This is a genomic window from Pseudomonas reidholzensis, assembly GCF_900536025.1.
Classification (GTDB): Bacteria; Pseudomonadota; Gammaproteobacteria; order Pseudomonadales; family Pseudomonadaceae; genus Aquipseudomonas; species Aquipseudomonas reidholzensis.
The window spans coordinates 16,053-40,411 of record NZ_UNOZ01000025.1; the positions used below are offsets into that span (position 1 = coordinate 16,053).

At 62.0% G+C, this 24,359-nt stretch carries 21 protein-coding genes; 13 read left to right on the forward strand and 8 right to left on the reverse strand.

Annotated elements, in window-relative coordinates; genetic code table 11:
• Nucleotides 1-79 precede the first annotated feature (79 nt).
• Together CCOS865_RS16775 and CCOS865_RS16780 are read right to left on the reverse strand one after the other, a co-directional pair.
• The gene (locus CCOS865_RS16775) at nt 80-1,093 is read right to left on the reverse strand and encodes an AraC family transcriptional regulator (protein ID WP_119142918.1); all 1,014 of its coding nucleotides are present in this window, start codon (nt 1,091-1,093) and stop codon (nt 80-82) included.
• Between the two features lie 79 nt (nt 1,094-1,172).
• The gene (locus tag CCOS865_RS16780; protein ID WP_119142820.1) at nt 1,173-1,733 is read right to left on the reverse strand and encodes an NADPH-dependent FMN reductase; all 561 of its coding nucleotides are present in this window, start codon (nt 1,731-1,733) and stop codon (nt 1,173-1,175) included.
• Nucleotides 1,734-1,890: 157 nt separating this feature from the next.
• Here CCOS865_RS16780 and CCOS865_RS16785 point away from each other — a divergent pair, with 157 nt between their 5' ends.
• A complete protein-coding gene (locus CCOS865_RS16785) occupies nt 1,891-2,109 on the forward strand; it encodes a hypothetical protein (RefSeq protein WP_119142822.1) in 219 nt (72 codons plus the stop codon).
• Here CCOS865_RS16785 and CCOS865_RS16790 read toward each other — a convergent pair.
• From CCOS865_RS16790 to CCOS865_RS16805, 4 genes are all read right to left on the reverse strand, one after another.
• Nucleotides 2,093-4,354, reverse strand: coding sequence for an Orn/Lys/Arg family decarboxylase (locus tag CCOS865_RS16790; RefSeq protein ID WP_119142824.1), 2,262 nt, complete (start codon nt 4,352-4,354; stop codon nt 2,093-2,095). The genes CCOS865_RS16785 and CCOS865_RS16790 overlap by 17 nt on opposite strands.
• A 67-nt stretch (nt 4,355-4,421) precedes the next feature.
• Nucleotides 4,422-5,114 carry a DNA polymerase III subunit epsilon gene (gene dnaQ / locus CCOS865_RS16795; RefSeq protein ID WP_119142920.1) on the reverse strand — a complete coding sequence of 231 codons (693 nt, stop codon included), beginning with the start codon at nt 5,112-5,114 and terminating at the stop codon, nt 4,422-4,424.
• Nucleotides 5,115-5,315: 201 nt separating this feature from the next.
• Nucleotides 5,316-5,762, reverse strand: coding sequence for a ribonuclease HI (rnhA, locus tag CCOS865_RS16800; protein ID WP_119142826.1), 447 nt, complete (start codon nt 5,760-5,762; stop codon nt 5,316-5,318).
• Nucleotides 5,763-5,785: 23 nt separating this feature from the next.
• A complete protein-coding gene (locus tag CCOS865_RS16805) occupies nt 5,786-6,562 on the reverse strand; it encodes a class I SAM-dependent methyltransferase (RefSeq protein WP_119142828.1) in 777 nt (258 codons plus the stop codon).
• An 85-nt stretch (nt 6,563-6,647) separates the two neighbouring features.
• Here CCOS865_RS16805 and gloB point away from each other — a divergent pair, with 85 nt between their 5' ends.
• From gloB to CCOS865_RS16840, 7 genes are all read left to right on the forward strand, one after another.
• Nucleotides 6,648-7,427, forward strand: coding sequence for a hydroxyacylglutathione hydrolase (gloB, locus tag CCOS865_RS16810; protein WP_119142830.1), 780 nt, complete (start codon nt 6,648-6,650; stop codon nt 7,425-7,427).
• Nucleotides 7,428-7,527: 100 nt separating this feature from the next.
• Nucleotides 7,528-8,958 carry a lytic transglycosylase domain-containing protein gene (locus tag CCOS865_RS16815; RefSeq protein ID WP_119142832.1) on the forward strand — a complete coding sequence of 477 codons (1,431 nt, stop codon included), beginning with the start codon at nt 7,528-7,530 and terminating at the stop codon, nt 8,956-8,958.
• A gap of 110 nt (nt 8,959-9,068) precedes the next feature.
• Nucleotides 9,069-10,898, forward strand: coding sequence for an extracellular solute-binding protein (locus tag CCOS865_RS16820; RefSeq protein ID WP_119142834.1), 1,830 nt, complete (start codon nt 9,069-9,071; stop codon nt 10,896-10,898).
• The gene (locus CCOS865_RS16825; protein ID WP_119142836.1) at nt 10,895-12,745 is read left to right on the forward strand and encodes an extracellular solute-binding protein; all 1,851 of its coding nucleotides are present in this window, start codon (nt 10,895-10,897) and stop codon (nt 12,743-12,745) included. Before CCOS865_RS16820 ends, CCOS865_RS16825 begins: the two co-directional genes overlap by 4 nt.
• Before the next feature lies 1 nt (nt 12,746).
• The gene (locus CCOS865_RS16830) at nt 12,747-13,820 is read left to right on the forward strand and encodes a microcin C ABC transporter permease YejB (protein ID WP_119142838.1); all 1,074 of its coding nucleotides are present in this window, start codon (nt 12,747-12,749) and stop codon (nt 13,818-13,820) included.
• A 1-nt stretch (nt 13,821) separates the two neighbouring features.
• Nucleotides 13,822-14,841, forward strand: a complete 1,020-nt coding sequence (locus CCOS865_RS16835; protein WP_119142840.1) for an ABC transporter permease — start codon at nt 13,822-13,824, stop codon at nt 14,839-14,841.
• A gap of 1 nt (nt 14,842) precedes the next feature.
• The gene (locus CCOS865_RS16840; RefSeq protein WP_119142842.1) at nt 14,843-16,453 is read left to right on the forward strand and encodes an ABC transporter ATP-binding protein; all 1,611 of its coding nucleotides are present in this window, start codon (nt 14,843-14,845) and stop codon (nt 16,451-16,453) included.
• A 258-nt stretch (nt 16,454-16,711) separates the two neighbouring features.
• On the opposite strand, the gene CCOS865_RS16845 is transcribed toward CCOS865_RS16840, so the two are convergent.
• Both CCOS865_RS16845 and CCOS865_RS16850 read right to left on the reverse strand, forming a co-directional pair.
• On the reverse strand, nt 16,712-17,347 hold the full coding sequence (locus tag CCOS865_RS16845; protein ID WP_208644546.1) for an MAE_28990/MAE_18760 family HEPN-like nuclease: 636 nt from the start codon (nt 17,345-17,347) through the stop codon (nt 16,712-16,714).
• Nucleotides 17,337-18,422: a DUF262 domain-containing protein gene (locus CCOS865_RS16850; protein ID WP_119142846.1), complete on the reverse strand. Its 1,086-nt coding sequence runs from the start codon at nt 18,420-18,422 to the stop codon at nt 17,337-17,339. The genes CCOS865_RS16845 and CCOS865_RS16850 overlap by 11 nt, the downstream gene beginning before the upstream one ends.
• Before the next feature lie 874 nt (nt 18,423-19,296).
• Here CCOS865_RS16850 and CCOS865_RS16855 point away from each other — a divergent pair.
• The 5 genes from CCOS865_RS16855 (at nt 19,297) to CCOS865_RS16875 (ending at nt 24,186) form a co-directional block, all read left to right on the forward strand.
• Nucleotides 19,297-19,539: a hypothetical protein gene (locus CCOS865_RS16855; protein WP_119142847.1), complete on the forward strand. Its 243-nt coding sequence runs from the start codon at nt 19,297-19,299 to the stop codon at nt 19,537-19,539.
• A 154-nt stretch (nt 19,540-19,693) separates the two neighbouring features.
• On the forward strand, nt 19,694-19,963 hold the full coding sequence (locus CCOS865_RS16860) for a DUF3077 domain-containing protein (protein ID WP_119142849.1): 270 nt from the start codon (nt 19,694-19,696) through the stop codon (nt 19,961-19,963).
• Between the two features lie 244 nt (nt 19,964-20,207).
• Entirely contained in the window at nt 20,208-20,744 is a 537-nt protein-coding gene (locus CCOS865_RS16865; protein WP_244216135.1) for a sigma-70 family RNA polymerase sigma factor, read from the forward strand.
• On the forward strand, nt 20,741-21,688 hold the full coding sequence (locus CCOS865_RS16870) for a FecR domain-containing protein (protein ID WP_119142851.1): 948 nt from the start codon (nt 20,741-20,743) through the stop codon (nt 21,686-21,688). Before CCOS865_RS16865 ends, CCOS865_RS16870 begins: the two co-directional genes overlap by 4 nt.
• Nucleotides 21,689-21,768: 80 nt before the next feature.
• Nucleotides 21,769-24,186, forward strand: coding sequence for a TonB-dependent siderophore receptor (locus tag CCOS865_RS16875; protein WP_208644547.1), 2,418 nt, complete (start codon nt 21,769-21,771; stop codon nt 24,184-24,186).
• The last annotated feature ends 173 nt before the right edge of the window (nt 24,187-24,359 follow it).

A 24,359-nucleotide genomic window follows, 5' to 3' on the forward strand; every position in this document is an offset into this window, starting at 1 on the left:
CACCTTGATGGGACTCGGTGCTCCACACTGCACAAGCCGCCGCCTTGGACGCAGCAGGAATAGAACCCAGTGCAGGCGCCTAGTCGCGCCCATGGCTCAACGTGCGGTAGTGGCCCGGGTTGCAACCGAACCACTTGCGAAAGGCCTTGTAGAACGAGCTGCTGTCGGCAAACCCCAACCGCTCGGCGATCTCGGTGATGCCAGGCTCGGGTTCGGACAGCCAGGCAATCGCCAGCTCACGCCGCACGCCGTCCTTGAGGCCCTGATACGTTTGCCCCTCCTCCGCCAGGCGCCGGCGCAAGGTCGACGCCGACAGGCACAGGTCGCGCGCCAGCGCTTCGGCATCCGGCCACTGCGCCGGGTCCAGCGCCAGCAGGTCGCGGCGCACCCGACGGGCCAGGCTGGCGGGGTCGCGGTACTTGACCAGGATGTTGCCCGGGGCCTCGGCGAGGAAGCGTTGCAGCTCCTCGGGGGTGCGCTTGAGTGCCAGGTCCAGGCAGTCGGCGGCAATGATCATCCGCGTGCGCGCGCGACCGAACTGCAGGTTTTCGGAAAACATCACCCGGTAATCGTCGCAAAAGGGTGGCTCGGCGCAGCGCAGCTCGATGGCCAGGATCGGAATGCGCCGGCCCGCCAGCCAGCAGGCCACGCCGTGGATGATCATCCACAGGGTGAAGTAGCTGAAGGCACGCCGGGGCTGCTCGCGCGGCTCGTACAGGACGATCTCGGCCAGGCTCTGCTGGCGCACCAGGGTCGGTTGCAGGTCCTCGAGCATCAGCGAGAGGAATGCCAGGGCGGTTTCCAGGCCCGCGCCCAGCGTCGGCTGGGCCATGCTCGCCCGGCACAGGAACGCCAGGCTGCCGCTGCGCAGGCCGCGCGGGTCCATGGCGAAGAATTCATCGTTGCAGCGCCGTGCCAGCAGCCGCCAGAGCTGCGCGTAGGCCTCGGCAGAGACCCTCGCCTCTGGCAGGTGCAAGTGGCTCGGGTCGATCCCGGCCCGGGCCAGCAAGCCGGCATCCGGCTCGCCTGCCGGGCAGGTCTGCAACAGGGCTTCGCGCACCAATTGCATGGAGATGGTGTCTTTCTCTGTCATCTGCCCTTTAGCGCCAGCGTCGTCGATGGCGGCCATCTTAGCGCAAACCTAGGGCGGCACGCCGGGCGATAGCGTGGGCTCAGACAGCTCGGTTGAGCTTCACCCACGCCGCGAACTTGTCGATGAACGTCTGCAGAAACGGCCGGGTCTTGTCATTCAGCTTGCCAGCCTCATCGAACAGGCTGGCCGCGCCGCCGATATACGCCTCGGGCATCTGCATGCACGGCATGTCGAGGAACACCAGCGACTGACGCACCGCATGGTTGGCGCCAAAGCCACCGATCGCCCCCGGCGAGACGCTCACCACCGCCGTCGGCTTGCCCGCCCAGGCGCTCTGCCCATACGGCCTGGAGCCCACATCGATGGCGTTCTTCAGGCAGCCCGGCACCGAGCGGTTGTACTCCGGCGTGACGAACAGCACCGCATCACTGCCGCCAATCTCCTTGCGCAAGCGCTGCCAGGGCTCTGGCGCGCCACTGGCCTCGACATCTTCGTTGTACAGCGGCAGGTCGCCGATCTCGACGATCTTCAGGGCAAGGCTGGAGGACGCCAGCTCACTCAAGGCGCGGGCGACCTTGCGGTTGTAGGAATCTTTGCGCAAGCTGCCGACGACAACCGCGACCGAATACACCTGGCTCATGGCGATTTGCAACCTCTGCTGGCTGTAGAAGCTAGTAGTTATAGATGACCATTCCTCGGGCCCAAGGTTTTTTTCCCCTTGATTGAAAACTTCCCAAGGGTTTCACTGGTCTATGCCTGCAGACATTTCCCACATTTTTCAGAGGTTTCCCCCCAAAATGGCAGCAGTACTGGTCGGCCAATTCCACGCCCGTGACGCCGAAGGCCGTATCTACCCCGTCCACGAATTCCAGGAGTCGACCCTCCAGGCCGATGGCAGCGCCGCGGGCGCGCCGATCACCAGCTACCGCCTGGCCATTGGCGACCGCGTCAATCACCTGGGCGACGACCGTTTCGAGCTGGCTCAGAGCGGCGTCGAAATCATCCGCATTCCTTGACGCAATCGACCGTGTAGACCCGCCCCTGGCCATGGTCCTCGCTCTGCAAGCCGTGCACATCGGCGACAAAGCCCGGGAAGCCATGGTCGAAGGCGCGGGCGAACGCCAGGTAATCGAGGATCGAACGGGTCGCCTCGGTGAAGCGCTCGCCCGGCATGATCAACGGGATCCCTGGCGGGTACGGCACCAGCATCACCGCCGAGACCCGGCCCAGCAACGCTTCGACCGGCACCGCCTCAACCTCGCCACGCACCAGTTGGTCATAGGCCTGAGCTGGGCTCATGGCCACCTCGGGCAAGCGCGTGAACAAGCGTTTGAGCTGCTTGGCCGTGGCGTTGCTGCGGTAACATGCGTGCAACTGGTCACACAGGTCGCGTAGACCCAAGCCCTGATAACGCGCCGGCGCCTGCCCGATCACACTCGGCAGGCTCAGCGCCAATGGCGTGTTGGCCGCGTAATGCCGCTTGAACTCCAGCAGTTCGGTCAGCAAGGTGCTCCACTTGCCCTTGGTGATGCCCATCGAGAACAGCACCAGGAAGCTGTACAGCCCGGTCTTTTCCACCACCAGCCCGCGTTCCCAGAGAAACTTGCTGACCACCGCAGCAGGGATCCCGTACTCGCCCAGCGCACCGCCAGCGGTCAGCCCCGGCATCACCAGGGTGACCTTGAGCGGGTCGAGCAGCACATAGTCCTGTTCGATTTCGCCAAAGCCATGCCACGTTGCCCCCGGCTGCAGCAGCCAGTCTTCGGCCGCCACCCGCTGGCTGCCTTCGGCGGTTTCCGGCTGCCAGATGCTGAACCACCAGTCGTCAGCGGCGATGTGCTGACGCAGCTTGTCCAGCGCTCGGCGAAAGCTCAGCGCCTCATCGAACATCTCCTGCAACAGCGAGCGCCCGGCCGGCCCTTCCATCATCGCCGAGGCGACGTCCAGCGAGGCGAGGATGCTGTACTGCGGCGAGGTCGAGATGTGCATCATGAACGCTTCGTTGAAACGGTCGCGGTCGAGCTGGCGGGCCGCGCCATCCTGCACGTGGATCATCGAGGCCTGGCTAAAGGCGGCGAGCAGCTTGTGCGTCGAATGGGTGCTGAACAGCAGCGGGCTGTCGGCGCTGCGCGGCGTGCCCATGGCATAGCGCCCGGCAAAGAACTCATGGAAGGCGGCATAGGCGAACCAGGCTTCGTCGAAATGCACCACCTCGACACTGCCCCCCAGCGCCTGCTTGATCATCCCGGCGTGGTAGCACAGGCCGTCGTAGGTCGAGTTGGTCACCACCGCCAGCTTGATCCGCGCCGGGCGCCCACGCGCCAGCGGGTTGGCGGCGATCTTGGCCTGGATCGACTCGGCGCTGAACTCGCTCAGCGGGATCGGCCCGATGATGCCCAGTTCGTTGCGCTCGGGGCACAGATAAAGCGGGATGGCGCCGGTCATGATGATCGCGTGGACCACCGACTTGTGGCAGTTGCGGTCGACCAGCACCAGGTCGTCACGGGCGACCATGGAATGCCAGACGATCTTGTTGGCGGTCGAGGTGCCGTTGATCACGAAGAAGGTGTGATCGGCGCCAAAGTTGCGCGCTGCCCGGGTTTCCGCTTCGGCCAGCGGGCCGGTGTGGTCGAGCAGCGAGCCGAGCTCGGGGACCGATACCGAAAGGTCGGAGCGCAGCGTGTTCTCGCCGAAGAACTGATGAAAGGCCTGGCCCACCGGGCTCTTGCGGTAGGCCACGCCACCGCCGTGGCCAGGGGTGTGCCAGGAATAGTTGGATTGCGCGGTGTGCTGCACCAGCGCCTTGAAGAACGGCGGCAACAGGCCGTCCAGGTAGTTGTGCGCAGCGCGGGCGACCTGGCGGGCGAGAAACGGCACGGTGTCTTCGAACAGGTAGAGAATGCCGCGCAGCTGGTTGAGTTCGCTCATCGCCTCGGCGGGGGCGTTTTCCAGGGTGACCTGCTCGCCGAGGGCGAAGATCGGCAGGTTGGGCGCGCGCAGCCGGGCCAGGGCGATCAGCTCGGCCATGTTTTGCAGCAGGTGGGTATTTTCGCCGACGCCCTCGGCCGCGATCAGCATGCAGGCCAGGCCATGGTGGGTGGCGGCGACCAGGCGCGCTTCGGCGTGGTCGGCGGCGGCCAGGATAGAGAAGCCGTCCTGGGCCAGCTCATCGGCAATGCCGCGTACGCGGGCGCCGGCAACGCTGTCGGCTTTGATGGCCCGGTGAACGATGAGGATCGGGAACTTCAGGTCCTTGTACATGGGCGACGGCTACCTCATGGGACTGCTAGGTCCTTTCAGGGTAGCTGGGATCCTGGGGCCGCTCCGATCACGCCTCGTTCAGGGTCTGCCACAGCGCCGGCCCACCGGCCGACTTGGCCACCGCAGCCAAGCGCTCGGCATGCGCCTCGAGCTCTTCAGCGGTCGCCATCAGGATCACCCCAGGCTGACGCCCGACAATCCGCCGGACCTCGCTGCCGGTACCATCACCCCCCTCTTCCCCATCGGCGCCATGCCCCGCCAGCGACAGGCTGGTCTGGCCCCCGGTCATCGCCAGGTAGACGTCGGCCAGCAGCTCCGAGTCGAGCAACGCGCCGTGCAGCTCACGGCCGGAGTTGTCGATGCCATAGCGTTTGCACAAGGCGTCGAGGCTGTTGCGCTGGCCAGGGTGGCGCGAGCGCGCCAGCATCAGGGTATCGAGAATGCCGCAGTGCTTGGAGATGTCCGCCCGGTCATGCTGGCCGAGCATGGCGAATTCGTTGTTGATGAAGCCAACGTCGAACGCCGCGTTATGGATGATCAGCTGGGCGCCCTGGATGAACTCGAAGAACTCCTCGGCCACCTCGGCAAAACGCGGCTTGCCGACCAGGAACGCATCGGTGATGCCGTGAACACCGATGGCGCCCTCGTCACTCTCGCGATCAGGCTGCAGGTAGACGTGGAAGTGCCGCCCGGTCAGGCGCCGGCCCATGACCTCGACACACCCGATCTCGATGATGCGGTGACCTTCGCCCACGGGCATGCCGGTGGTTTCGGTATCGAGGACGACGTATCGGGTGTTCTGCTGCTCCACGCGGCGGGCTCCAACTGGTACTACAAGGGAAAGCCGGCGATTATCAAGCCACAAGCTTCAAGCGGCAAGCTGCAAGTAAAAGCGGCCATGCGCGCATCCAGCTGTTTCTTGCAACTTGGCGCTTCAAACTTGCAGCTTGCAGCTGATTTTCTAGCGCTTGGCGCGTACCTCGTCGACGCCGCGGTTGGCCAGCTGGTCGGCGCGCTCGTTGCCCGGGTGGCCGATGTGCCCGCGCACCCACTTCCAGGTGACCTTGTGGCGGTTGACCTGCTCGTCGAGCTCGCGCCACAGGTCGGCGTTTTTCACCGGTTCCTTGGCGGCGGTCTTCCAGCCGCGCTTCTTCCAGTTGACCATCCACTCGTTGATGCCTTTCATCACGTACTGCGAGTCGGTGGTCAGCACCACTTCGCATTCACGCTTGAGCGCCCGCAGGCCTTCGATCGCGGCCATCAGCTCCATGCGGTTGTTGGTGGTTTCGAGCTCACCGCCCCACAGTTCCTTCTCGACGCCCTTGTAGACCATCAGGACGCCCCAGCCGCCAGGGCCCGGGTTGCCCTTGCAGGCGCCATCGGTGTAGATCTCGATGCTATCGCTCATGTACTGCCTTAACTCGCTCTGATTTATTCACCGGGGTGGCGCTCACGGCTGACGCCGTCGCGGTTGACCTTGGCCAGCGGCAGCGGCAGCAGCTTGCCCATGGGCTCGCGGCGCGCCAGGCGCAGCGGCCGCAGGCCGACCACCATCTTGCGCGCGACCAGCAGGTAGACCCCGCCGCCAGCGGTTTGCCAGCCCCCGGCCAGCCGCTCCCAACCGGCCAGGCGCTGTTGCCAGGCCGCTGAGGCAAGCGGCGGACGATAGCAGCCGAAGCGGCGTTTCTCCAGCGCGAAGCCCAACAGGTTGAGCCAGTCGCCGACCCGCGACGGCGAAATGCAGCGCGCCTTGCGCAGCGCACCGTGGCTGAACAGGTGGCGCATGCCCCAACCGCTCCACGGGTTGATGCCGACGATCAGCAGATGCCCGCCCGGGCGCACGGCACTGGCCGCCTCGCGCAGCAAGCCGTGCGGCGACAGGCTGAAGTCCAGGCCATGTTGCAGCACCACCACGTCGGCGGCATGTTCGGAGAGCGGCCAGGCCTGCTCTTCGCAGACGATCTCGACCCCCGGCAGCGGCGCCCCCAGGCGCACGTTGCGGTGCACCTGCGGGGCGCTGGGCGGCGCTTCGGCGCACGGCCCGTAATGCACCAGGTAACCGCCAAAGAAGCGCGCCAGCTCGGCTTCGAGGAGCTTTTCTTCCTCGCGCAGCATCAACTGCCCGAGGGGCCCCTGGAACCAGTCGCGGGCCAGGCTGATCAGCTCGATCCAGTCAGGATCGGCCTGGGCAAAAGCTTGGTCGGTCATTGCGTTGTTCCTCCAAGGTTCTCCCGCCGCGCCATCGCGGCTAAGATGCCCTCATGTCCCACGCCAGATGATTCGGATCCGCCCCATGATACAGATCGTTGCCCTGCCCGCTTTCTCCGACAATTACATCTGGTTGTTACAGGATACTGCCAAACGCCAGTGCGCGGTGGTCGACCCCGGTGACGCCGAGCCGGTGGTCGCCTGGCTGCAGGCCAACCCCGACTGGGTGCTGCAGGACATCCTGATCACCCACCACCACCACGACCATGTCGGCGGTGTCGAGCGACTCAAGCAGCTCACCGGCGCGCGGGTCAGTGGCCCGGCCCACGAGCAGATCCCGGCCCGCGACGTGGCGCTGGAAGACAATGCACAGGTTACCGCGCTTGGCCTGACCTTCCAGGTCATGGCGATGCCCGGGCATACCCTTGGCCACATCGCCTACTTCACCGAGCAGACACCCACGCCCGTGCTGTTCAGTGGCGACACCTTGTTTGCGGCGGGTTGCGGGCGCCTGTTCGAAGGCACGCCCGAACAGATGCACCAGTCGCTCGAGCGCCTGGCCGCCTTGCCTCGCGACACCGAGGTGTACTGCGCCCACGAATACACCCTGAGCAACCTGCGTTTCGCCAAGGCGGTCGAACCCGCCAATCCGCACGTTATCCAGCGCTTCGACGAGGTTACCCGCCTGCGCGCGGAAGATCGCATCACATTGCCATCAACGATTGCCCTGGAACGCCTGACCAACCCCTTCCTGCGCACCACTGAAACATCCGTTAAACAAAAAGCAGACGAATGGAAAGGGCATTCCAATGAAGGCCAAGCCGCTGTTTTTGCTGCCTTGAGGTCTTGGAAGGACCGGTTTTGATAACCTCAAGATATATCGCATTTGCAGGGGAAAGGTTGACCCAGCGGGAGTCGGTTTCTAGAATCGCCGAAATTTTTCGCCCGGATACCCGCCCCAGCCGATGCCTTCCCGTAGCCGCAGAACCTCGCAATCCGTCGCTTTGACGCGCCTCGCACAGATCAGTGCGCTGGCCCTGGCCGCCACGTTGGTGGGCTGCCAGAGCACCCGTCAGGTCGACGAATCCGACAGCGTTCGCGCGCACACCTACCAGGCTCGGATCAAGCACAAGCCGGCACCGCTGGTGGTCAAGGTCAAAGAGCAGCCGCCCCAGGATGTCTGGGAGCGCATGCGCCTGGGCTTTGCCCTGCAAGACAGCATCGACGTCAACCCGCGCATCGAGCAGCAGCGTCTGTGGTTCGCCAGCAACCCACGCTTCATCGAGACGGCGGGCGAGCGCGGCAGCCTCTACCTGCATTACATCGTCGAGCGTCTCGAAGAGCGCGACATGCCGCTGGAGCTGGCCCTGCTGCCAGCGATCGAAAGCGCCTACAACCCGATGGCCTATTCGCGCGCCAGCGCTGCCGGCATGTGGCAGTTCATGCCCGCGACCGGGCGTCATTTCAACCTGCGCCAGACCAACTTCTACGACGGCCGTCGCGACATCACCGCGTCGACCAATGCCGCGCTGGACTACCTGAGCCGCCTGCACGACATGTTCAACGGCGACTGGTTGCTGGCACTGGCGGCTTACAACGCCGGTGAAGGCACGGTCAGCCGGGCGATCGAGCGCAACGAGAAGCTCGGCCTGCCGACCGACTACTGGAACCTGCCCCTGCCGCAGGAAACCCGCGACTACGTGCCCAAGCTGCTGGCGCTTTCGCAGGTCGTGACCACGCCTGAAGCCTACGGGGTGAACCTCAACCCGATCGCCAACGAACCGTACTTCGAGGCGGTCGCCATCAATGATCGCCTGGACCTGTCGCGGGTCGCCGCCTTCGCCAACATCGACGAAGATGAGCTGATCCAGCTCAACCCGGCGTTCAAGAAGCGCATGACCGTCGACGGCCCTAAACAACTGTTGGTGCCCACCGCCAAGGCGCAGTTGCTGTCGGCCAGCCTGTCCAACCTCAACCCTGAGCAGTTGCTGAGCCTGCAACCGCGCAAGGCCGTGTTCGACGCCGCTGTCGCCGAAGCCAAGGCGCCGGCCAGCGCACGCAGCTACCGGGTCAAGCGCGGCGACAACCTGGGCAGCATCGCCAAGGCCAACCGGGTGTCGGTCAAGGACATCCAGCGCTGGAACCGCCTGCCGGGCAACCGCCTGAAGGCTGGCCAGGTGCTCGCCCTGCGCGGCGGCAACGCGCCGTCGGCCGCCGCCAACCGGGTCGCCTCGGCCAAGCAGCGTTCGACCCAATACAAGGTGCGCAAGGGTGATTCGCTGTACCTCGTGGCCAAGCGTTTCAACGTCGAAATGCAGCACCTCAAGCGCTGGAATCCGCGCAGCGGGCATGCCCTCAAGCCAGGCCAGACCCTGACCGTCTACCTCGGCCATTGATCGAAACGGGGCCGCTTTGCGGCCCCCTCTCCTGCCAGTCTTTTTCCAACCCCGCCAAGCTGTTACTGTAGCCCGACCAAAGCCCAAAGCCCTCTGGATCGGATGCCGACTTGATACGTCCCCTCCTGCTGACCTTCAGCCTGGCCTTGAGCTTTTCCGCGAGCGCGACGGTGAGCGAAAGCCACGGTTACGCGCAGTTCGGCACGCTCAAATACCCGGCCACATTCACCCACTTCGATTGGGTCAACCCGCAAGCGCCCAAGGGCGGTACCTTGCGGGCCATGGCATTTGGCACCTTCGACACGCTCAACCCCTATACCTTCAAGGGTTCGAGCCCGGTCACCACGCCCAACTTCCTCCAGTACGGCATCAGCGAGCTGAATGAGACGCTGATGGTCGGCACCGGCATGTACGACCCGTCCGGCGACGAACCCACCTCCAGCTACGGCCTGATCGCCCGCTCGGTCGAGTACAGCGAAGACCGCAGCTGGGTGGTGTTCAACCTGCGCCCGGAAGCGCGCTTCCACGATGGCAAGCCGATTACCTCGGCTGATGTGGCGTTTTCCTACCGCACCTTGCTCAAGGACGGACACCCGCTGTACCGCACCAACCTGCAGGAAGTGCAGCGCGTCGACATTTTAGGTCCGTTGCGCATCCGCTTCGTGTTCAAGCGTGCCGGCAACCCGCTGCTGATCTTGCGGCTCGGTGAAATGCCCGTATTGCCCAAGCACTACTGGCAAGGCCGCGACTTCAAGGCCACCACCTTCGAGCCACCGCTGGGCAGCGGGCCGTATCGCATCACCGAGGTGCAGCCGGGCCGTCGCCTGGTGTTCCAGCGGGTCAAGGATTACTGGGGCAAGGACCTCGCGGTCAACCGCGGCAAGTACAACTACAACCGCGTCGAGTACGAGTTCTACCGCGACAGCACGGTGGCCTTCGAAGCGTTCAAGGCGGGCGAGTTCGATATCTACATCGAGCACCAGGCGAAGAACTGGGCCAACAGCTACAACTTCCCCGCGGTGCGCCGTGGCGAGGTGATCAAGGCGCAGATCCCGCACCGCATCCCGACCCAGACCCAGGGGCTGTTCATGAACAGCCGCCGGGCCAGCTTCAGTGACCCGCAGGTGCGCCAGGCACTGGGCCTGATGCTCGACTTCGAGTGGACCAACCGCGCCCTGTTCAGCAGCGCCTACCGCCGCTCGACCAGCTACTACCCGAACAGCGAGTTCGCCGCCAGCGGCGTACCGACGGGCAAAGAGTGGCTGCTGTTGGCACCGTTCCGCGACCAGTTGCCGGCCAAGCTGTACACCGAGCCCTATCAGGTCAGCCAGACCGACGGCAGCGGCGTCAGTCGCCAGACCCTGCGCCAGGCCCTCGGCCTGCTGGCCAAGGCCGGCTGGAAGCTCGACGGCCAGCGCCTGGTCGACGCCAAGGGCAAGCAGTTCAGCCTCGAGCTGCTGCTGGTGAACCCCAACCTCGAACGTATCCTGCAACCTTATGTCGAAAACCTGGCGAGCATCGGTATCGATGCGCGCTTGCGCACCGTCGACCGCGCCCAGTACAAGCAACGCCTCGACCAGTTCGATTTCGACATGATCCTGATGACCCTCAACCAGACCTTGAGCCCGGGCCTCGAGCAGTGGCTGTACTTCCACTCCAGCCAAGCCTCGACCAAGGGCAGCAAGAACTACGCAGGGGTCAAGGACCCGGTGGTCGACCACCTGCTCGACACCTTGCTTGCCGCACGCAGCCGCGATGACCAGGTCGCCGCTGCGCGTGCCCTGGACCGTGTGCTGTCGTGGCACTACTACATGATCCCCAACTGGTACCTCGACAATCATCGCCTGGCCTACCGCAACCGGTTCGCCTTCGTCACCACGCCGCCCTACACCCTGGGCCTGAACAGCTGGTGGCTCAAGACTTCGGAGAAAGCCAAATGACGCCAACGCACCGCCTGCGCCAGCTGGCTGGCAGCCTGCTGCTGAGCTGCCTGAGCCTTAGCGCGATGGCCGCACCGCAACACGCCCTGACCCTCTACGACGAGCCGCCCAAGTACCCGGCGACCTTCAAGCACTTCGACTACGTCAACCCGGACGCACCGAAGGGCGGCACCTTGCGCCAGTCCAGCTTCGGCGGCTTCGACAGCCTCAACCCGTTCATCAACAAAGGCGTCGCCGCCGAGAACGTCGGCAGCATCTACGACACACTGATGCGCCAGAGCCTGGACGAGCCGTTCACCGAGTACGGCCTGGTCGCCGGCAAGATCGAAAAAGCCCCCGACAACAGCTGGGTGCGCTTCTACATACGCCCCGAGGCGCGGTTCCACGATGGCCACCCGATGCGCGCGGACGACGTCGTGTGGACCTTCAACACCCTGATCAGCAAGGGCGCCCCGCTGTACCGCGTGTACTACGGCGATGTCGCCGAAGCGGTCGCCGAAACCCCGCTGACCGTGCTGTTCAAGTTCAAGCACAAGAACAACCGCGAGCTGCCGCTGATCCTCGGCCAGCTACCGGTGCTGCCAAAGCACTGGTATGAAACCCGTGAGTTCACCCGCGGCAACCTGGAAATCCCGCTCGGCAGCGGGCCGTACAAGGTCGCCGAGGTCAAGGCCGGCCGCTCGGTACGCTTCGAACGGGTCAAGGACTACTGGGCCAAGGACCTGCCGCTGAACCGCGGCCAGTTCAACTTCGACGCCATGACCTTCGACTACTACCGCGACAACACCGTCGCCCTCGAAGCGCTCAAGGCCGGACAGTTCGACTTCATCGAAGAAATGGCCGCAAAGAACTGGGCCAATGCCTACAACGTGCCTGCGGTGCGCGAAGGCCGGCTGATCAAGGAAGAGCTGCCCAACGGCAACCCGACCGGCATGCAGGGCTTTGTCTTCAACCTGCGCCGACCGGTGTTCCAGGACGTGCGCGTGCGCAAGGCATTGAGCCTGCTGCTGGACTACGAGTGGACCAACAAACAGCTGTTCAATGGCGCCTACACCCGCAGCAGCAGCTACTTCGAGAACTCCGAGATGGCGGCGCGCGGGCAACCCTCACCCGCCGAGCTGAAGATCCTGGAACCGCTGCGCGGCAAAATCCCCGAGCAGGCCTTCACCGAGGCCTTCAAGAACCCGGTCAGCGATGGCAGCGGGATGATCCGCGAGCAACAGCGCGAGGCCTACAAGCTGTTGCAGGACGCCGGCTGGAAGATCGTCGACGACAAGATGGTCGACACCCAGGGCAAGCCGGTGTCGATCGAATTCCTGCTCGCCCAGACCGAGTTCGAGCGGGTCCTGTTGCCGTTCAAGCGTAACCTCGCCGACCTCGGTATCGAGCTGGTGATTCGCCGCGTCGAGGTCCCGCAATACATCAACCGCCTGCGATCACGCGATTTCGACATGCTTGTCGGCGGCTTCCCGCAGTCCAGCTCGCCGGGCAACGAACAGCGTGAGTTCTGGACCAGCGCCGCCGCCGACAACCCCGGCAGCCGCAACTTCATGGGCCTGCGCGACCCTGCCGTCGACCAACTGGTCGAACAGTTGATCAACGCCGACTCGCGCCAGAGCCTGATCGACCATGCCCGCGCACTCGATCGGGTACTGCAGTGGGGCTACTACGTGATCCCCAACTGGCACATCAAGACCTGGCGCGTGGCCTACTGGAACCACATCGGCCACCCGGCCATCTCGCCCAAGTATGACATCGGCATCAATACCTGGTGGATCAAGCCCGACGCCACCCCCGCGGTGACCCAGCAGCCGCCCGCGGCCGCGCAACCGGACGAGGCGCACTGACATGCTGGCCTATATCCTGCGGCGCCTGCTGCTGATCATCCCGACCCTGTTCGGCATCCTGGTGATCAACTTCATCATCGTCCAGGCCGCCCCCGGCGGCCCGGTCGAACAGATGATCGCCAAGCTCGAAGGCTTCGACGGCGCCACCAGCCGCATCGCCGGTGGCGGCGCCGAAGTGTCCGTGGCCGGCTCCAACTACCGCGGCGCGCAAGGCCTCGACCCGGCCTTGATCGCCGAGATCGAGAAGATGTATGGCTTCGACAAGTCGCCGCCCGAGCGCTTGTGGATCATGGTCAAGAACTACGCCCAGCTGGACTTCGGCGACAGCTTCTTCCGCGATGCCAAGGTCATCGACCTGATCGCCGAGAAGATGCCCGTGTCGATCTCGCTGGGGCTGTGGAGCACGCTGATCATGTACCTGGTGTCGATCCCACTGGGCATCGCCAAGGCGGTGCGCCACGGCAGCCACTTCGATGTCTGGACCAGCTCGGCGATCGTCGTCGGCTACGCCATCCCGGCGTTCCTGTTCGCCATCCTGCTGATCGTGCTGTTTGCCGGCGGCAGCTATTTCGACTGGTTCCCGTTACGCGGGCTGACCTCGAACAACTTCGACGAGCTGTCGACCACCGGCAAGGTGCTCGACTACTTCTGGCACCTGGTGCTGCCGATCACCGCGCTGGTCATCGGCAACTTCGCCACCATGACCCTGCTGACCAAGAACAGCTTCCTCGACGAGATCAACAAGCAGTACGTGGTCACCGCCAAGGCCAAGGGCCTGAGCCGGCCACGGGTGCTCTACGGCCACGTGTTCCGCAACGCCATGCTGCTGGTGATCGCCGGTTTCCCCTCGGCGTTCATCGGCATCTTCTTCACCGGCTCCTTGCTGATCGAGGTGATCTTCTCCCTCGACGGCCTTGGCCTGATGAGTTTCGAAGCGGCGATCAACCGCGACTACCCGGTGGTCTTCGGCACCCTGTTCATCTTCACCCTGCTCGGGCTGGTGGTGAAACTGATCGGCGACCTGACCTACACCCTGGTCGATCCGCGCATCGACTTCGCCAGCCGGGAGCACTGACATGGCCCTGTCCCCTCTCAATCGCCGGCGCTTCGAGCGCTTCAAGGCCAACCGCCGCGGCTGGTGGTCGCTGTGGTTGTTCATCATCCTGTTCGGCCTGAGCCTGGGCGCCGAACTGATCGCCAACGACAAACCGATCGCCGTGCGCTACGACGGCGAGTGGTACTTCCCGGCGTTCAAGCGCTACCCGGAGACCACCTTTGGCGGCGAGTTCCCGCTGGAGGCCAACTACAAGAGCCCGTACATCCGCGAGCTGCTGGAGAAGAAAGACAGCTGGGTGCTGTGGGCGCCGATCCCGTTCAGCTACCAGAGCATCAACTACGACCTCAAGGTACCCGCCCCGGCCCCGCCCTCGGCAGACAACTGGCTGGGCACCGACGACCAGGGCCGCGACGTCATGGCCCGGGTGATCTACGGCTTCCGCGTGTCGGTACTGTTTGCCCTGACCCTGACCATCCTCAGCTCCATCGTCGGCGTCATCGCCGGCGCCCTGCAGGGCTTTTATGGCGGCTGGGTGGACCTCGCCGGGCAGCGCTTCCTGGAGATCTGGTCCGGCTTGCCGGTGCTCTACCTGCTGATCATCCTCGCCAGCTTCGTCCAGCCCAACTTCTGGTGGCTGCTGGGGATCATGCTGCTGTTCTCCTGGATGAGCCTGGTCGACGTGGTGCGCGCCGAGTTCCTGCGCGGCCGCAACCTGGAGTACGTGCGCGCAGCCCGCGCCCTGGGCATGCGCAACGGCGCGATCATGTACCGGCATATCCTGCCCAACGCGATGATCTCGACCATGACCTTCATGCCGTTCATCCTGACCGGCGCCATCGGCACCCTGACCGCCCTCGACTTCCTTGGCTTCGGCCTGCCCGCCGGCTCGCCGTCGCTGGGCGAGCTGGTCGCCCAGGGCAAGTCCAACCTGCAGGCGCCGTGGTTGGGCATCAGCGCCTTTGCCGTGCTGGCCGTGATGCTCAGCCTGCTGGTGTTTATCGGCGAGTCCGCCCGCGACGCCTTCGACCCGAGGAAATGACATGAGCGAAGCTAACCTGATCGAAGTCCGTGATCTTGCGGTCGAGTTCATCAGCGGGGACCAGGTCAACCGCGTGGTCGATGGCATCAGCTTCGACATCCGCAAGGGCGAGACCCTCGCGCTGGTCGGCGAGAGCGGCTCGGGCAAATCCGTGACCGCGCACTCGATCCTACGCCTGCTGCCCTACCCGCTGGCGCGCCACCCGAGCGGCAGCGTGCGCTATGGCGACCAGGACCTGCTGCAGCTCGGCGAGAAGCCCATGCAGCGGATTCGTGGCAACCGCATTGCCATGATCTTCCAGGAGCCGATGACCTCGCTGAACCCGCTGCACAGCATCGAGAAGCAGATCAACGAGATCCTCCTGCTGCACAAAGGCCTGACCGGCAAGCAGGCCACGGCGCGCACGCTCGAGCTGCTGGAGCTGGTCGGCATCCCTGAGCCGCACAAGCGCCTCAAAGCCCTGCCCCATGAACTCTCTGGCGGCCAGCGGCAGCGGGTGATGATCGCCATGGCCCTGGCCAACGAGCCCGAGCTGTTGATCGCCGACGAGCCGACTACCGCGCTCGACGTGACGGTGCAGCTGAAGATTCTGGATTTGCTCAAAGAGCTGCAGTCGCGGCTGGGCATGGCCTTGCTGCTGATCAGCCACGACCTCAACCTGGTGCGGCGGATTGCCCATCGGGTGTGCGTGATGCAGCGCGGCAAGATCGTCGAGCAGGCTGACTGCGCGACGCTGTTCAGTGCGCCGAAGCACCCGTATACGCAGATGCTGATCAATGCCGAGCCTAGCGGTGCACCGGCAGAGAACCCGGTTGGCGCGCCGTTGCTGGAGGTTGAGGATCTGCGGGTGTGGTTCCCGATCAAGAAAGGGTTCCTGCGGCGCACGGTCGATCACGTCAAGGCGGTGGACGGCATCAACTTCAGCCTGCCCCAGGGGCAGACGCTGGGGATCGTGGGCGAGAGTGGCTCGGGCAAGTCGACGCTTGGGTTGGCGATCTTGCGGTTGATCTCTAGCCAAGGCGGCATTCGCTTCAATGGCCAGCACCTGGAAGGGCTGAACCAGCAGGAAGTGCGGCCGCTGCGGCGGGAGATGCAGGTGGTGTTTCAGGATCCGTTTGGCAGCCTGAGCCCGCGGATGTGTGTGGCGGATATCGTTGGCGAGGGGCTGCGGATTCACCGGATCGGGACGGCTGAGGAGCAGGAGGCGGCGATTATCGCGGCGCTGCAGGAAGTGGGGCTGGATCCGCAGACCCGGCATCGGTATCCGCATGAGTTTTCTGGGGGGCAGCGGCAGCGGATTGCGATTGCGCGGGCGTTGGTGTTGAAGCCGGCTTTGATTTTGCTGGATGAGCCGACTTCGGCGCTGGATCGGACGGTGCAGCGGCAGGTGGTGGAGCTTTTGCGGTCGTTGCAGTTGAAGTACAACCTGACTTATTTGTTTATCAGCCATGACCTGGCGGTGGTGAAGGCGTTGAGTCATCAGTTGATGGTGATCAAGCAGGGGCAGGTGGTGGAACAGGGGGATGCGCGGGCGATTTTCCATGCGCCGCAGCATGCGTATACGCGGCAGTTGTTGGAGGCGGCGTTTTTGGAGGTTGAGGCGGTTGGGTAGGTTTGAACGGGGTCGAAAGCCACATCAAAGACTTGCTTGATGTGGGCTTTCGATTTTCGCTAATTGCTGATCGTCTCTCGGCAGATACATCGACTGAGAGATCACCTACCACGACCGGCCGCTATCGACCCATAGCGGTCCTTCACTGTCTACAGTAAGTGACCAACAGTTGCCAGCTGTAGCAGTGGGACAATGTCACTCCAGTCGACTTAGACTTTCAGATGGATCACTTATAATTCAAGAAAAGTATTCCATTCGTTAAGCCTTAAGTTTGAAAGACTCCGTATCGAAAGACTCGATCAAACAGACCGCTAGGTCGTGCATAACAAGCAGAGCTGCGCTTTCATATTTCTTGTATTCTTGAATGTCTTTGATGATCATTTTTTGGCCGTGCGCGATGTCGTTTCGGCGAGACACCAACGTTTTGATTTCAGTCGCGTGCTGATCGATCAATGTTGGAGCGACCCCAAGAGCGCGGGCATTATCTCTGTATAAATTCGGCCACAAATTCGAGTCTGTCTCTAGCTTTTCCTCGAATGTTGCAATCGAATTCTGCATCTCAAGAAACTTAGTACTACCAAATTCCCAGAGGTCTTTATCGCTTAAAGCGCCTCTTAATGATTTGAAATTTTTCCTGAGCGACAGCGCCGCCATCTCGGATGTTAATTCGGACCTCTTTACGCTTTTCTTTTCCAGCTCATCAAGGTATGCATCCCAAGCAAACTTGCAAAAGCCTTCATAATGAGAATACAAAATCGCCCACGCCCCTCGGAGCAAAGTTTTCTCACGGATGGTACTTTTTGGTGCAGCCATTATTGCGGCTGTAAAAGATGCCAATTCCGCCTCTCGCCAATTCAGATCTGCTTCCAAAACATCAGAGAGATCAGGCATCATGGGCCTCTTTAAATGAGTGCATAATGGCACTGATCCGACCCTCCAGTTTCTCCTTAGAGTTTGCTCCAGGGCCCGTGTTATTTCGGAATGCTTCAGTTTGAACCGTGTTAATTATGCATTGCTTAGCTAATTCGTGGGATGGGGCGAATTGCTGATCTAAGCTGCGCCAAGCTCCGATTGTAACAGCTTCATAATAGGCGGGAGCTAGAGCTCCAATCGGATTATTACCGCGATATTTTACAAATGCACCATCTCCGATCGACGCCGCCAAGAAATTGAAGACTTGATCGAACTGTTTTTTCTCCGTCTCATAGTCGAAAGCTACACTTTCGAGCAATATACTTTCCATGTAACTATCAAGCCAGTCTCGAACACTACCTTTAAACTGCGCAGAGAAATTCTTAGCGGCAAAAAATCGAAGAATCAATTCTTCGTCACCTTTTTTGTCATAATCCGATTGAGACAAAGTCTCGGTGCATACTTTGAAATCTGGAAGGTTTGCGCACTCTTTGAGAAATGCGTAGAAATTGTCGCCGGATGTACCAATCATGCGAGCAGAGCAATTCCTAATCTCTTGAGGGGCGAGTATTGCACCGCCGGTATTCAATCGCTTGAACATTTCGTACTTTAAAAATGGCTTGCTTTGACGCTTTATCATAATAGTGCGCACTGACGAACGCTTAATTCTTAGGCGTATGGTCAGTGGCAGCTCGGAGAATAGTTTTCCGTTTAGACTAGTGATAAGATCGCAACCATCAAGCCTTAAAGGTTCAAGCCCAAGCTTTTCCGGTTCAATGAATTGAATTACGCTACTAACTCGTTGCAGGCCATCAATGAGCTCCAACACTCCATCTTCGTTCTCGATCACGAAAATCTGTGGAACGGGAAGCTCAAGAATAATAGATTCAATTAGTCGAGACTTTTGATCATCAGTCCACCTAAATAGTCTTTGGTAGTCGGGGTGAATGATGAGTTCTTTGTTGGCGTGAAGGTTCACAATTTCGCCAAAGCTTAGGTCGAGAGATTCAGTTCTGACCTCACCAATGCTCTGGTCAATGTCTTCTACGATGTCCATCGTTAGCGTCCCTGAAATGGATATTGGATTGTGGTGGAGTGTCGTGTCGGTCGACTATTTGGGAGGGTCGCAGAAAAACTCGATTTCATGCAAGACGTGATTCTCGATTTCAGTCACGCCCATCAACCTGGATCGCCTCTGCCCACCTAGCGATTCGCCGATCAGGTTCGGAAATTTACTGACAAACACTTCACCATCTGGTTATACCCGCCCACGAGCAAGATGAGTTTTTCCGGCTTCGGATACACCGGCGAGTGCAAGAAAACACACCGTGTACACGTCCTCGCCGAGATGGTCTGATCGCACTGTAGGCAGGAATGCAGCTACGTCAACCTGGTACTCGATCAAGGGGGAGTGTCCGCTATTGGCCGATGCTGCTCTTCGCAACAGGCCGCTCTGGGTCGAAAGCAACCATGCGTGACCGTCCGCTATGGGTCGGAAGCTGCCAGTGGCGGGCAGCTGATCTCTCTCATGCCCCTCTCAGTGGCAAGAGCGCGGCCCAAGCGCACTTTGCGCAGCCAACGCCTTAGTACCCGTCTCTAAATGCCTGTGCTGCCGCACGCCGTAGGTGGGCTGAAAGATCAGATTTAACCCCTTCCTTGTAGTCCATTTCCCAAACATACTTCTGCCGCATTTTTTCCGTTGCGGCCGCTCTGGCAGCCCTCTAGTCTCGGCCTGTCGTTGCGAACCAACGACACGGCTTTGACAGGCCGCGACGCGATACTTTGCATAGCCTTGCCTTTTATGGCGGCTGTGCATGGGGCACGCTTGCGTGCGCCGGTTCTTGTATCCGCCGGTCTGTCAACCTATGCACAGCTGCCACCTTCCTGTTTGACAGCAGATCGGCTGCGGCCCGAAAAACGGGTACAAGACCATGCTGAAGATCGTTCCTGATCCACCTCACCACCCCCACTCCCTTGAAGACACCCTCGTCCAGGCCACCGAGTACGCCCTGTGCGCGCAGACTGTGGCTCATCAGGCCCTTTTGCTGCAGCCCAGATCGCCCGTTTCGGTTTTGATCATGGCCGCGATGCATGAGGTTGAGACGCTGCGTGGGCTGCTCGAATCGGCGTTGATTCAGGTGCAGATGCCAGCGCAGCCGCGGCCGGTGCACTGAGGCGCAGGTGATGTGTCGTCTGTTTGGGCGCTATCGCGGGCAAGCCCGCTCCTACAGGGGTTCGCGCAAGCATTGGCGTGGTTCGCTGCCTGTAGGAGCGGGCTTGCCCGCGATAGCGCCCGGACAGGCACTGATGACTTTAGGGAGATGGACCATGAGTACTGACGAAACCACACCCAATACCACTGCCGGCAAGACCCGGTTCTACCAAGGCGAAGGCATGACCCAGCCGTTGTTCTGCATCGAACCTGGCATCCCTTGCCAACACGCCCGAGAACAGGCCTCGGAACTGATGGGCGTTGTGCGAGAGTTGACCATCACGGGCGTGATGGAAGACAACCCGCAACTGGTCTGGGCTTCGCACTACCTGAGCGCGCTGGCTAAGGCGCTGCTGGATGATGCAGAGCTGGGGATGACGCACTGAGTCCTGAGTGTCTTGGTCGAGCCGCTTAGCGTTGAACGCCACCGGTGCTGCGCTGGAATGCGTGTCGCGCCTGTGGGGTTCACCTGAGCCCTGCCCTATCGCTGCCGCGAACCAAACAGGCTAGCGGCAGTGTCGTCCAAGCTGGAACCGAGTCACCAGACCCCGTTGTCAGCCCACCGACACATCGCTACTATTGAGATTAATTCCCGCCTGCAATTGCACCAAACTATCAGGAACTCTCCCCATGGATGGCGCATCGGCGCGCGAGTCTGCAATGCAGCGCGATTTCACGACGCTCTATGTCGATCACCATTCCTGGCTGCAGAACTGGCTGTATCGGCGTATGCGTTGCCGTAGCGATGCGGCCGATCTGGCGCAAGACACCTTCCTGCGCCTGTTCCGTACGTCCAACTCGCCACTGGCAGCGGATCTGCGGCAACCCCGCGCATACCTGGCGACGGTCGCCAAGCGACTCATGCTCAATCTGCACCGGCGCCGCTCCGTCGAAGAGGCCTGGCTGCAAACACTGGCGGAATACGCCGAGCAAACCGGGCTGTCCGTCGAAGAGCGCTGCCTGATCCATGAGGCCCTCCAGGCCGTGGACTCAATGCTGCATGGTCTGCCGCCGATCGTACGTCGTGCGTTTTTGTTGTCGCAGCTCGAAGGCCATACCTACAGCGAAATCGCCCAGATGCTCAATGTCACGGTGCGTACCGTACAGCGTTACCTGACCCAGGCGATGGAGCAATGCATGCTGCTGGCGATGACGGACGCGCTATGAGCGAGGCGCCTCTGCAGCAAGCTGTGGTTCGCGAGGCGGCACGCTGGTACATCCGCCTGCATGAGGCCGCGCCGGAGGATGCGCAGCGAAAGCGCTTCGAGCAGTGGCGCAGCCAGCATCCCGACCATGAACGGGCCTGGCAGCTTGCCCAGCGGGTCAGCGGGCAGTGGCAAGGCATTCCAGACGGTGTGGGCTTGCGCACGCTTGATCGCGCGGACCGGCTGAGCCGCCGCGACGGACTCAAGGCGCTGATGCTGCTGATGACCGCTGGGGCCGCCACGTGGGTCGTCGGGCGCCATGACGGCTGGTCGGCAGACGAGCGAACCGCCGTCGGCGAGCAGCGCCAGATCGACCTCGCGGACGGCACTCGGCTGAACCTCAACACTGACAGCGCCGTGGATATTGCCTTCGATGACCACCAGCGGTTGATTCGCCTGCGGTCGGGGGAAGTGCTGGTCACCACAGGGCAAGATCCGCTCAACCGGCCGCTGCGGGTTGAGACCGTTCACGGCAACGTGTACCCCATCGGCACGCGGTTCAGCGTTCGCCTTGAGGATGACGATAGCCTGGTCACTGTGTATGGCGGTGCGGTCGACATTTGTCCAACGGGCCAGACCGATGCCACCCGCTTGAACGTCGGCAACCAGGCGCGCTTCGACAGCCTGGAGGTGATGACTGCGCAGCCGCTCATACCTGACAGTGATGGCTGGAGCCTGGGCGTGCTGCGCGTTGAGCTGATGCCGCTTTCGACGTTCACCAGAGAGCTGAGCCGTTACCGGCCTGGTTGGGTACGCTGTGATCCGCAGATTGCCGACTTGCTCATCACCGGCGCCTTCCAATTGCGTGATACCGATCTGATCCTCAGCGCCGTGGCGCGGGCATTGCCCGTCAGTGTGGTGTACCGGACGCGCTATTGGGTCACGCTGCAGCCCCGCTCAGCCTGAAAAAAACGCGTATCGCCTGTCCTGTTTTTCATTGCTGGCGTGTCCTTTCAGCAAACAGGTCTCATCGATACGGAGCATTCATGCGTTTTTCACCCGGTTGGTCTTCTCTTGCCTGTGCCGTGCACGGTACAGCCCTGGCGCTGAGCGTCCTCGTGAGCCCGGCATCGATGGCGGCCTCCACTCAGCATTTCGCCATCCCGCCAGGCCCGCTCGGGCAGGTACTTTCGCGCTTCGCGGCGACGGCGGGCATCAATCTGGCCATTGATCCTGCGCTGGTGCAGGGGCGGCAGAGCCAAGGGTTCGAAGGCGACGTCAGCCTCGCTACCGGCTTCGCTCGCCTGTTGTCGGGCAGCGGGCTGCGCGCGGCGTCCCAGGGCGCAGGTGTGTATGTGCTGGAGCCCTTGCCTCGAGACGATGCGGCGATCGAGATCGACCCGATACAAGTCGACGCGACCCGCCAACTGCAGGAAAGCGGCACCGGGCCGGTGGCGGGTTACGTTGCCCGGCGCACGACGGTCGGCACCAAGACCGATACACCGATCAACGAAATCCCGCAGAGCATCTCGGTGATCAGCCGTGATGAAATGGACCAGCGGGGTGTTCAGGATTTCAACTCGGCCGTGGCCTACACCCCGGGCATCCGCGTGCTCGACTACGCAGGCGGCCAGGGCGCGCCGGACATCTTCATGCGCGGTTTTCGCGCATTCAACCTGTTCGGTATCTATCAGGATGGCCTGCGTACGGGCTTCAACCAGTACGACACCAATTTCGAGACCTTCGGGCTTGAGCGCGTCGATGTGATCAAGGGGCCAGCGTCGGTGCTGTACGGGCAAATGGCGCCGGGCGGCCTGGTCAACATGACCAGCAAGCGGCCACAGGAAACCCCGATCCGCCATGTAGAAGTGCAAGGGGGCAGCTTCGAGCGTCGTCAGTTCGGGCTGGATATCGGCGACCAACTGGACAGCGCCGGCACCCTCTTCGGGCGGGTCGTGGTGATTCAGCGCGACAGTGGCACGCAAGTCGACCACTCGCCCGATGATCGCACCTACATTGCTCCATCGTTGACCTGGAAGCCGGACGACGCCAACACCCTGACCCTGCTCTCCAGTTACAACAAGAGCAAGACCGGCGGTTCGGAACAGAGTTACCCAGCGATCGGTACAGTGCTCAAGAGCCCTAACGGTCGTATCGACTCTGATATCAACCTGGGCTGGAAGGGCAGTTATTACCACGTCGAAACCACCTCGATCGGCGCCCTCTACGAGCATCTGTTCGACAATGGCTGGAAGCTCCAGCAAAACCTGCGCTACATGCATTCCAAGGTTGGATTCCTCTCCAGCGGGCCGGACGAGGTACTCAACGATGATGGCCGCACCCAGGACGTGGGCCTGCAATATCGCCCGAAAAGCAGCGACACGTTCATGCTCGACAACAATATCCAAGGCAGCTTCAACACCGGGACGCTACAGCACACGCTGATCGCCGGTGTCGACTATTCCCATTACGACGCCGAAGAAATCCGCCGTAACGGCGACCCGGACCCCGACTTCGAAATGCTCGACCTGTACAACCCCGTTTATGGTGGTGGGGCGATCTGGTATGACCCATTGCAACGCGACACCCGCAGCAAGATGCAGCAGGTCGGTGTGTACGTGCAGGACCAGATCAAGCTGGATCGCTGGGCGTTGACCATCGGCGGTCGCGAAGACTGGGTCGAGGGCCATGAACAGGGGCTGTACTTCGGCACTGAACATGTCGACACCCAACAGCGTGACCACAAGTTCACCGGCCGTGTGGGGCTGGCTTACCTGTTCGACAACGGCATCACGCCCTATGCCAGCTACAGCACCTCGTTCCAGCCCAACCCGGATACCGATATGGCTGGCGTGTTGTTCAAGCCCACCGAAGGCAAACAATACGAAGTCGGGCTCAAATACCAGCCACCCGGATCGAACAGTTCGATCACGGTGTCGGCATTCGACTTGACCCAGAAGAATGTCACCACCGCCGATCCGCTCAATTCAGGCTTTTCCGTTCAGAGTGGTGAGGTGCGATCTCGTGGCATCGAAGTCGAAGGCAAGGCCAGCCTGACGCCCAACCTGAATGTGCTCGCGTCGTACGCCTACACGGATGCCAAGATCACTGAAGACACGCGGTACGAAGGCAACACGCCGCGCGCCATTCCTCGTCACACCGCTGCTGGCTGGCTTGACTACACCCTTGATACGGGGGTGTTCGCCGGTGTGGGTGCGGGTATCGGCCTGCGCTACATGGGGTCTTCCCAGAACATCCAGAACACCGTCAAAGCTGCGCATTACACGCTGACCGATGCCACGTTGCGGTATGACTTGAGCAATGTCGGGCTAACGGGCACCAAGATCTCCATCACGGGCACCAACCTGTTCGACAAGCGCTATTTCGAGCCGGGCTTCTACGAGAACTCGGTGCTGTACGGCAACCGCCGCAACGTGATCGCGACACTGGCTTTCGACTGGTAACAGCGGGCATTCGCTCGCCACAGGTTAACGGACCGCCTGTGGCAGCGAACCACCAATCAATGGATCCATTGAAACTTAGAAAACGAACATCATCCGATAATCGCCCACGAGATTCCCACAAAACGGCTTACATCATTGACCAAACTGCTCTCCTGAATATTTAATGGATCCAT

Bases quoted from the DNA above. Each gene is read 5' to 3' on its own strand.
- CCOS865_RS16870 (WP_119142851.1), top strand. From the start codon at position 20,741: ATGAGCGAGGCGCCTCTGCAGCAAGCTGTGGTTCGCGAGGCGGCACGC.
- rnhA (WP_119142826.1), bottom strand. From the start codon at position 5,762: ATGAGCGATAGCATCGAGATCTACACCGATGGCGCCTGCAAGGGCAAC.
- CCOS865_RS16840 (WP_119142842.1), top strand. From the start codon at position 14,843: ATGAGCGAAGCTAACCTGATCGAAGTCCGTGATCTTGCGGTCGAGTTC.
- CCOS865_RS16825 (WP_119142836.1), top strand. From the start codon at position 10,895: ATGACGCCAACGCACCGCCTGCGCCAGCTGGCTGGCAGCCTGCTGCTG.
- CCOS865_RS16830 (WP_119142838.1), top strand. From the start codon at position 12,747: ATGCTGGCCTATATCCTGCGGCGCCTGCTGCTGATCATCCCGACCCTG.
- dnaQ (WP_119142920.1), bottom strand. From the start codon at position 5,114: ATGCCCGTGGGCGAAGGTCACCGCATCATCGAGATCGGGTGTGTCGAG.
- CCOS865_RS16860 (WP_119142849.1), top strand. From the start codon at position 19,694: ATGAGTACTGACGAAACCACACCCAATACCACTGCCGGCAAGACCCGG.
- gloB (WP_119142830.1), top strand. From the start codon at position 6,648: ATGATACAGATCGTTGCCCTGCCCGCTTTCTCCGACAATTACATCTGG.
- CCOS865_RS16865 (WP_244216135.1), top strand. From the start codon at position 20,208: ATGGATGGCGCATCGGCGCGCGAGTCTGCAATGCAGCGCGATTTCACG.
- CCOS865_RS16845 (WP_208644546.1), bottom strand. From the start codon at position 17,347: ATGATGCCTGATCTCTCTGATGTTTTGGAAGCAGATCTGAATTGGCGA.
- CCOS865_RS16875 (WP_208644547.1), top strand. From the start codon at position 21,769: ATGCGTTTTTCACCCGGTTGGTCTTCTCTTGCCTGTGCCGTGCACGGT.
- CCOS865_RS16785 (WP_119142822.1), top strand. From the start codon at position 1,891: ATGGCAGCAGTACTGGTCGGCCAATTCCACGCCCGTGACGCCGAAGGC.
- CCOS865_RS16790 (WP_119142824.1), bottom strand. From the start codon at position 4,354: ATGTACAAGGACCTGAAGTTCCCGATCCTCATCGTTCACCGGGCCATC.
- CCOS865_RS16815 (WP_119142832.1), top strand. From the start codon at position 7,528: ATGCCTTCCCGTAGCCGCAGAACCTCGCAATCCGTCGCTTTGACGCGC.
- CCOS865_RS16835 (WP_119142840.1), top strand. From the start codon at position 13,822: ATGGCCCTGTCCCCTCTCAATCGCCGGCGCTTCGAGCGCTTCAAGGCC.
- CCOS865_RS16780 (WP_119142820.1), bottom strand. From the start codon at position 1,733: ATGAGCCAGGTGTATTCGGTCGCGGTTGTCGTCGGCAGCTTGCGCAAA.
- CCOS865_RS16805 (WP_119142828.1), bottom strand. From the start codon at position 6,562: ATGACCGACCAAGCTTTTGCCCAGGCCGATCCTGACTGGATCGAGCTG.
- CCOS865_RS16775 (WP_119142918.1), bottom strand. From the start codon at position 1,093: ATGACAGAGAAAGACACCATCTCCATGCAATTGGTGCGCGAAGCCCTG.
- CCOS865_RS16855 (WP_119142847.1), top strand. From the start codon at position 19,297: ATGCTGAAGATCGTTCCTGATCCACCTCACCACCCCCACTCCCTTGAA.
- CCOS865_RS16850 (WP_119142846.1), bottom strand. From the start codon at position 18,422: ATGGACATCGTAGAAGACATTGACCAGAGCATTGGTGAGGTCAGAACT.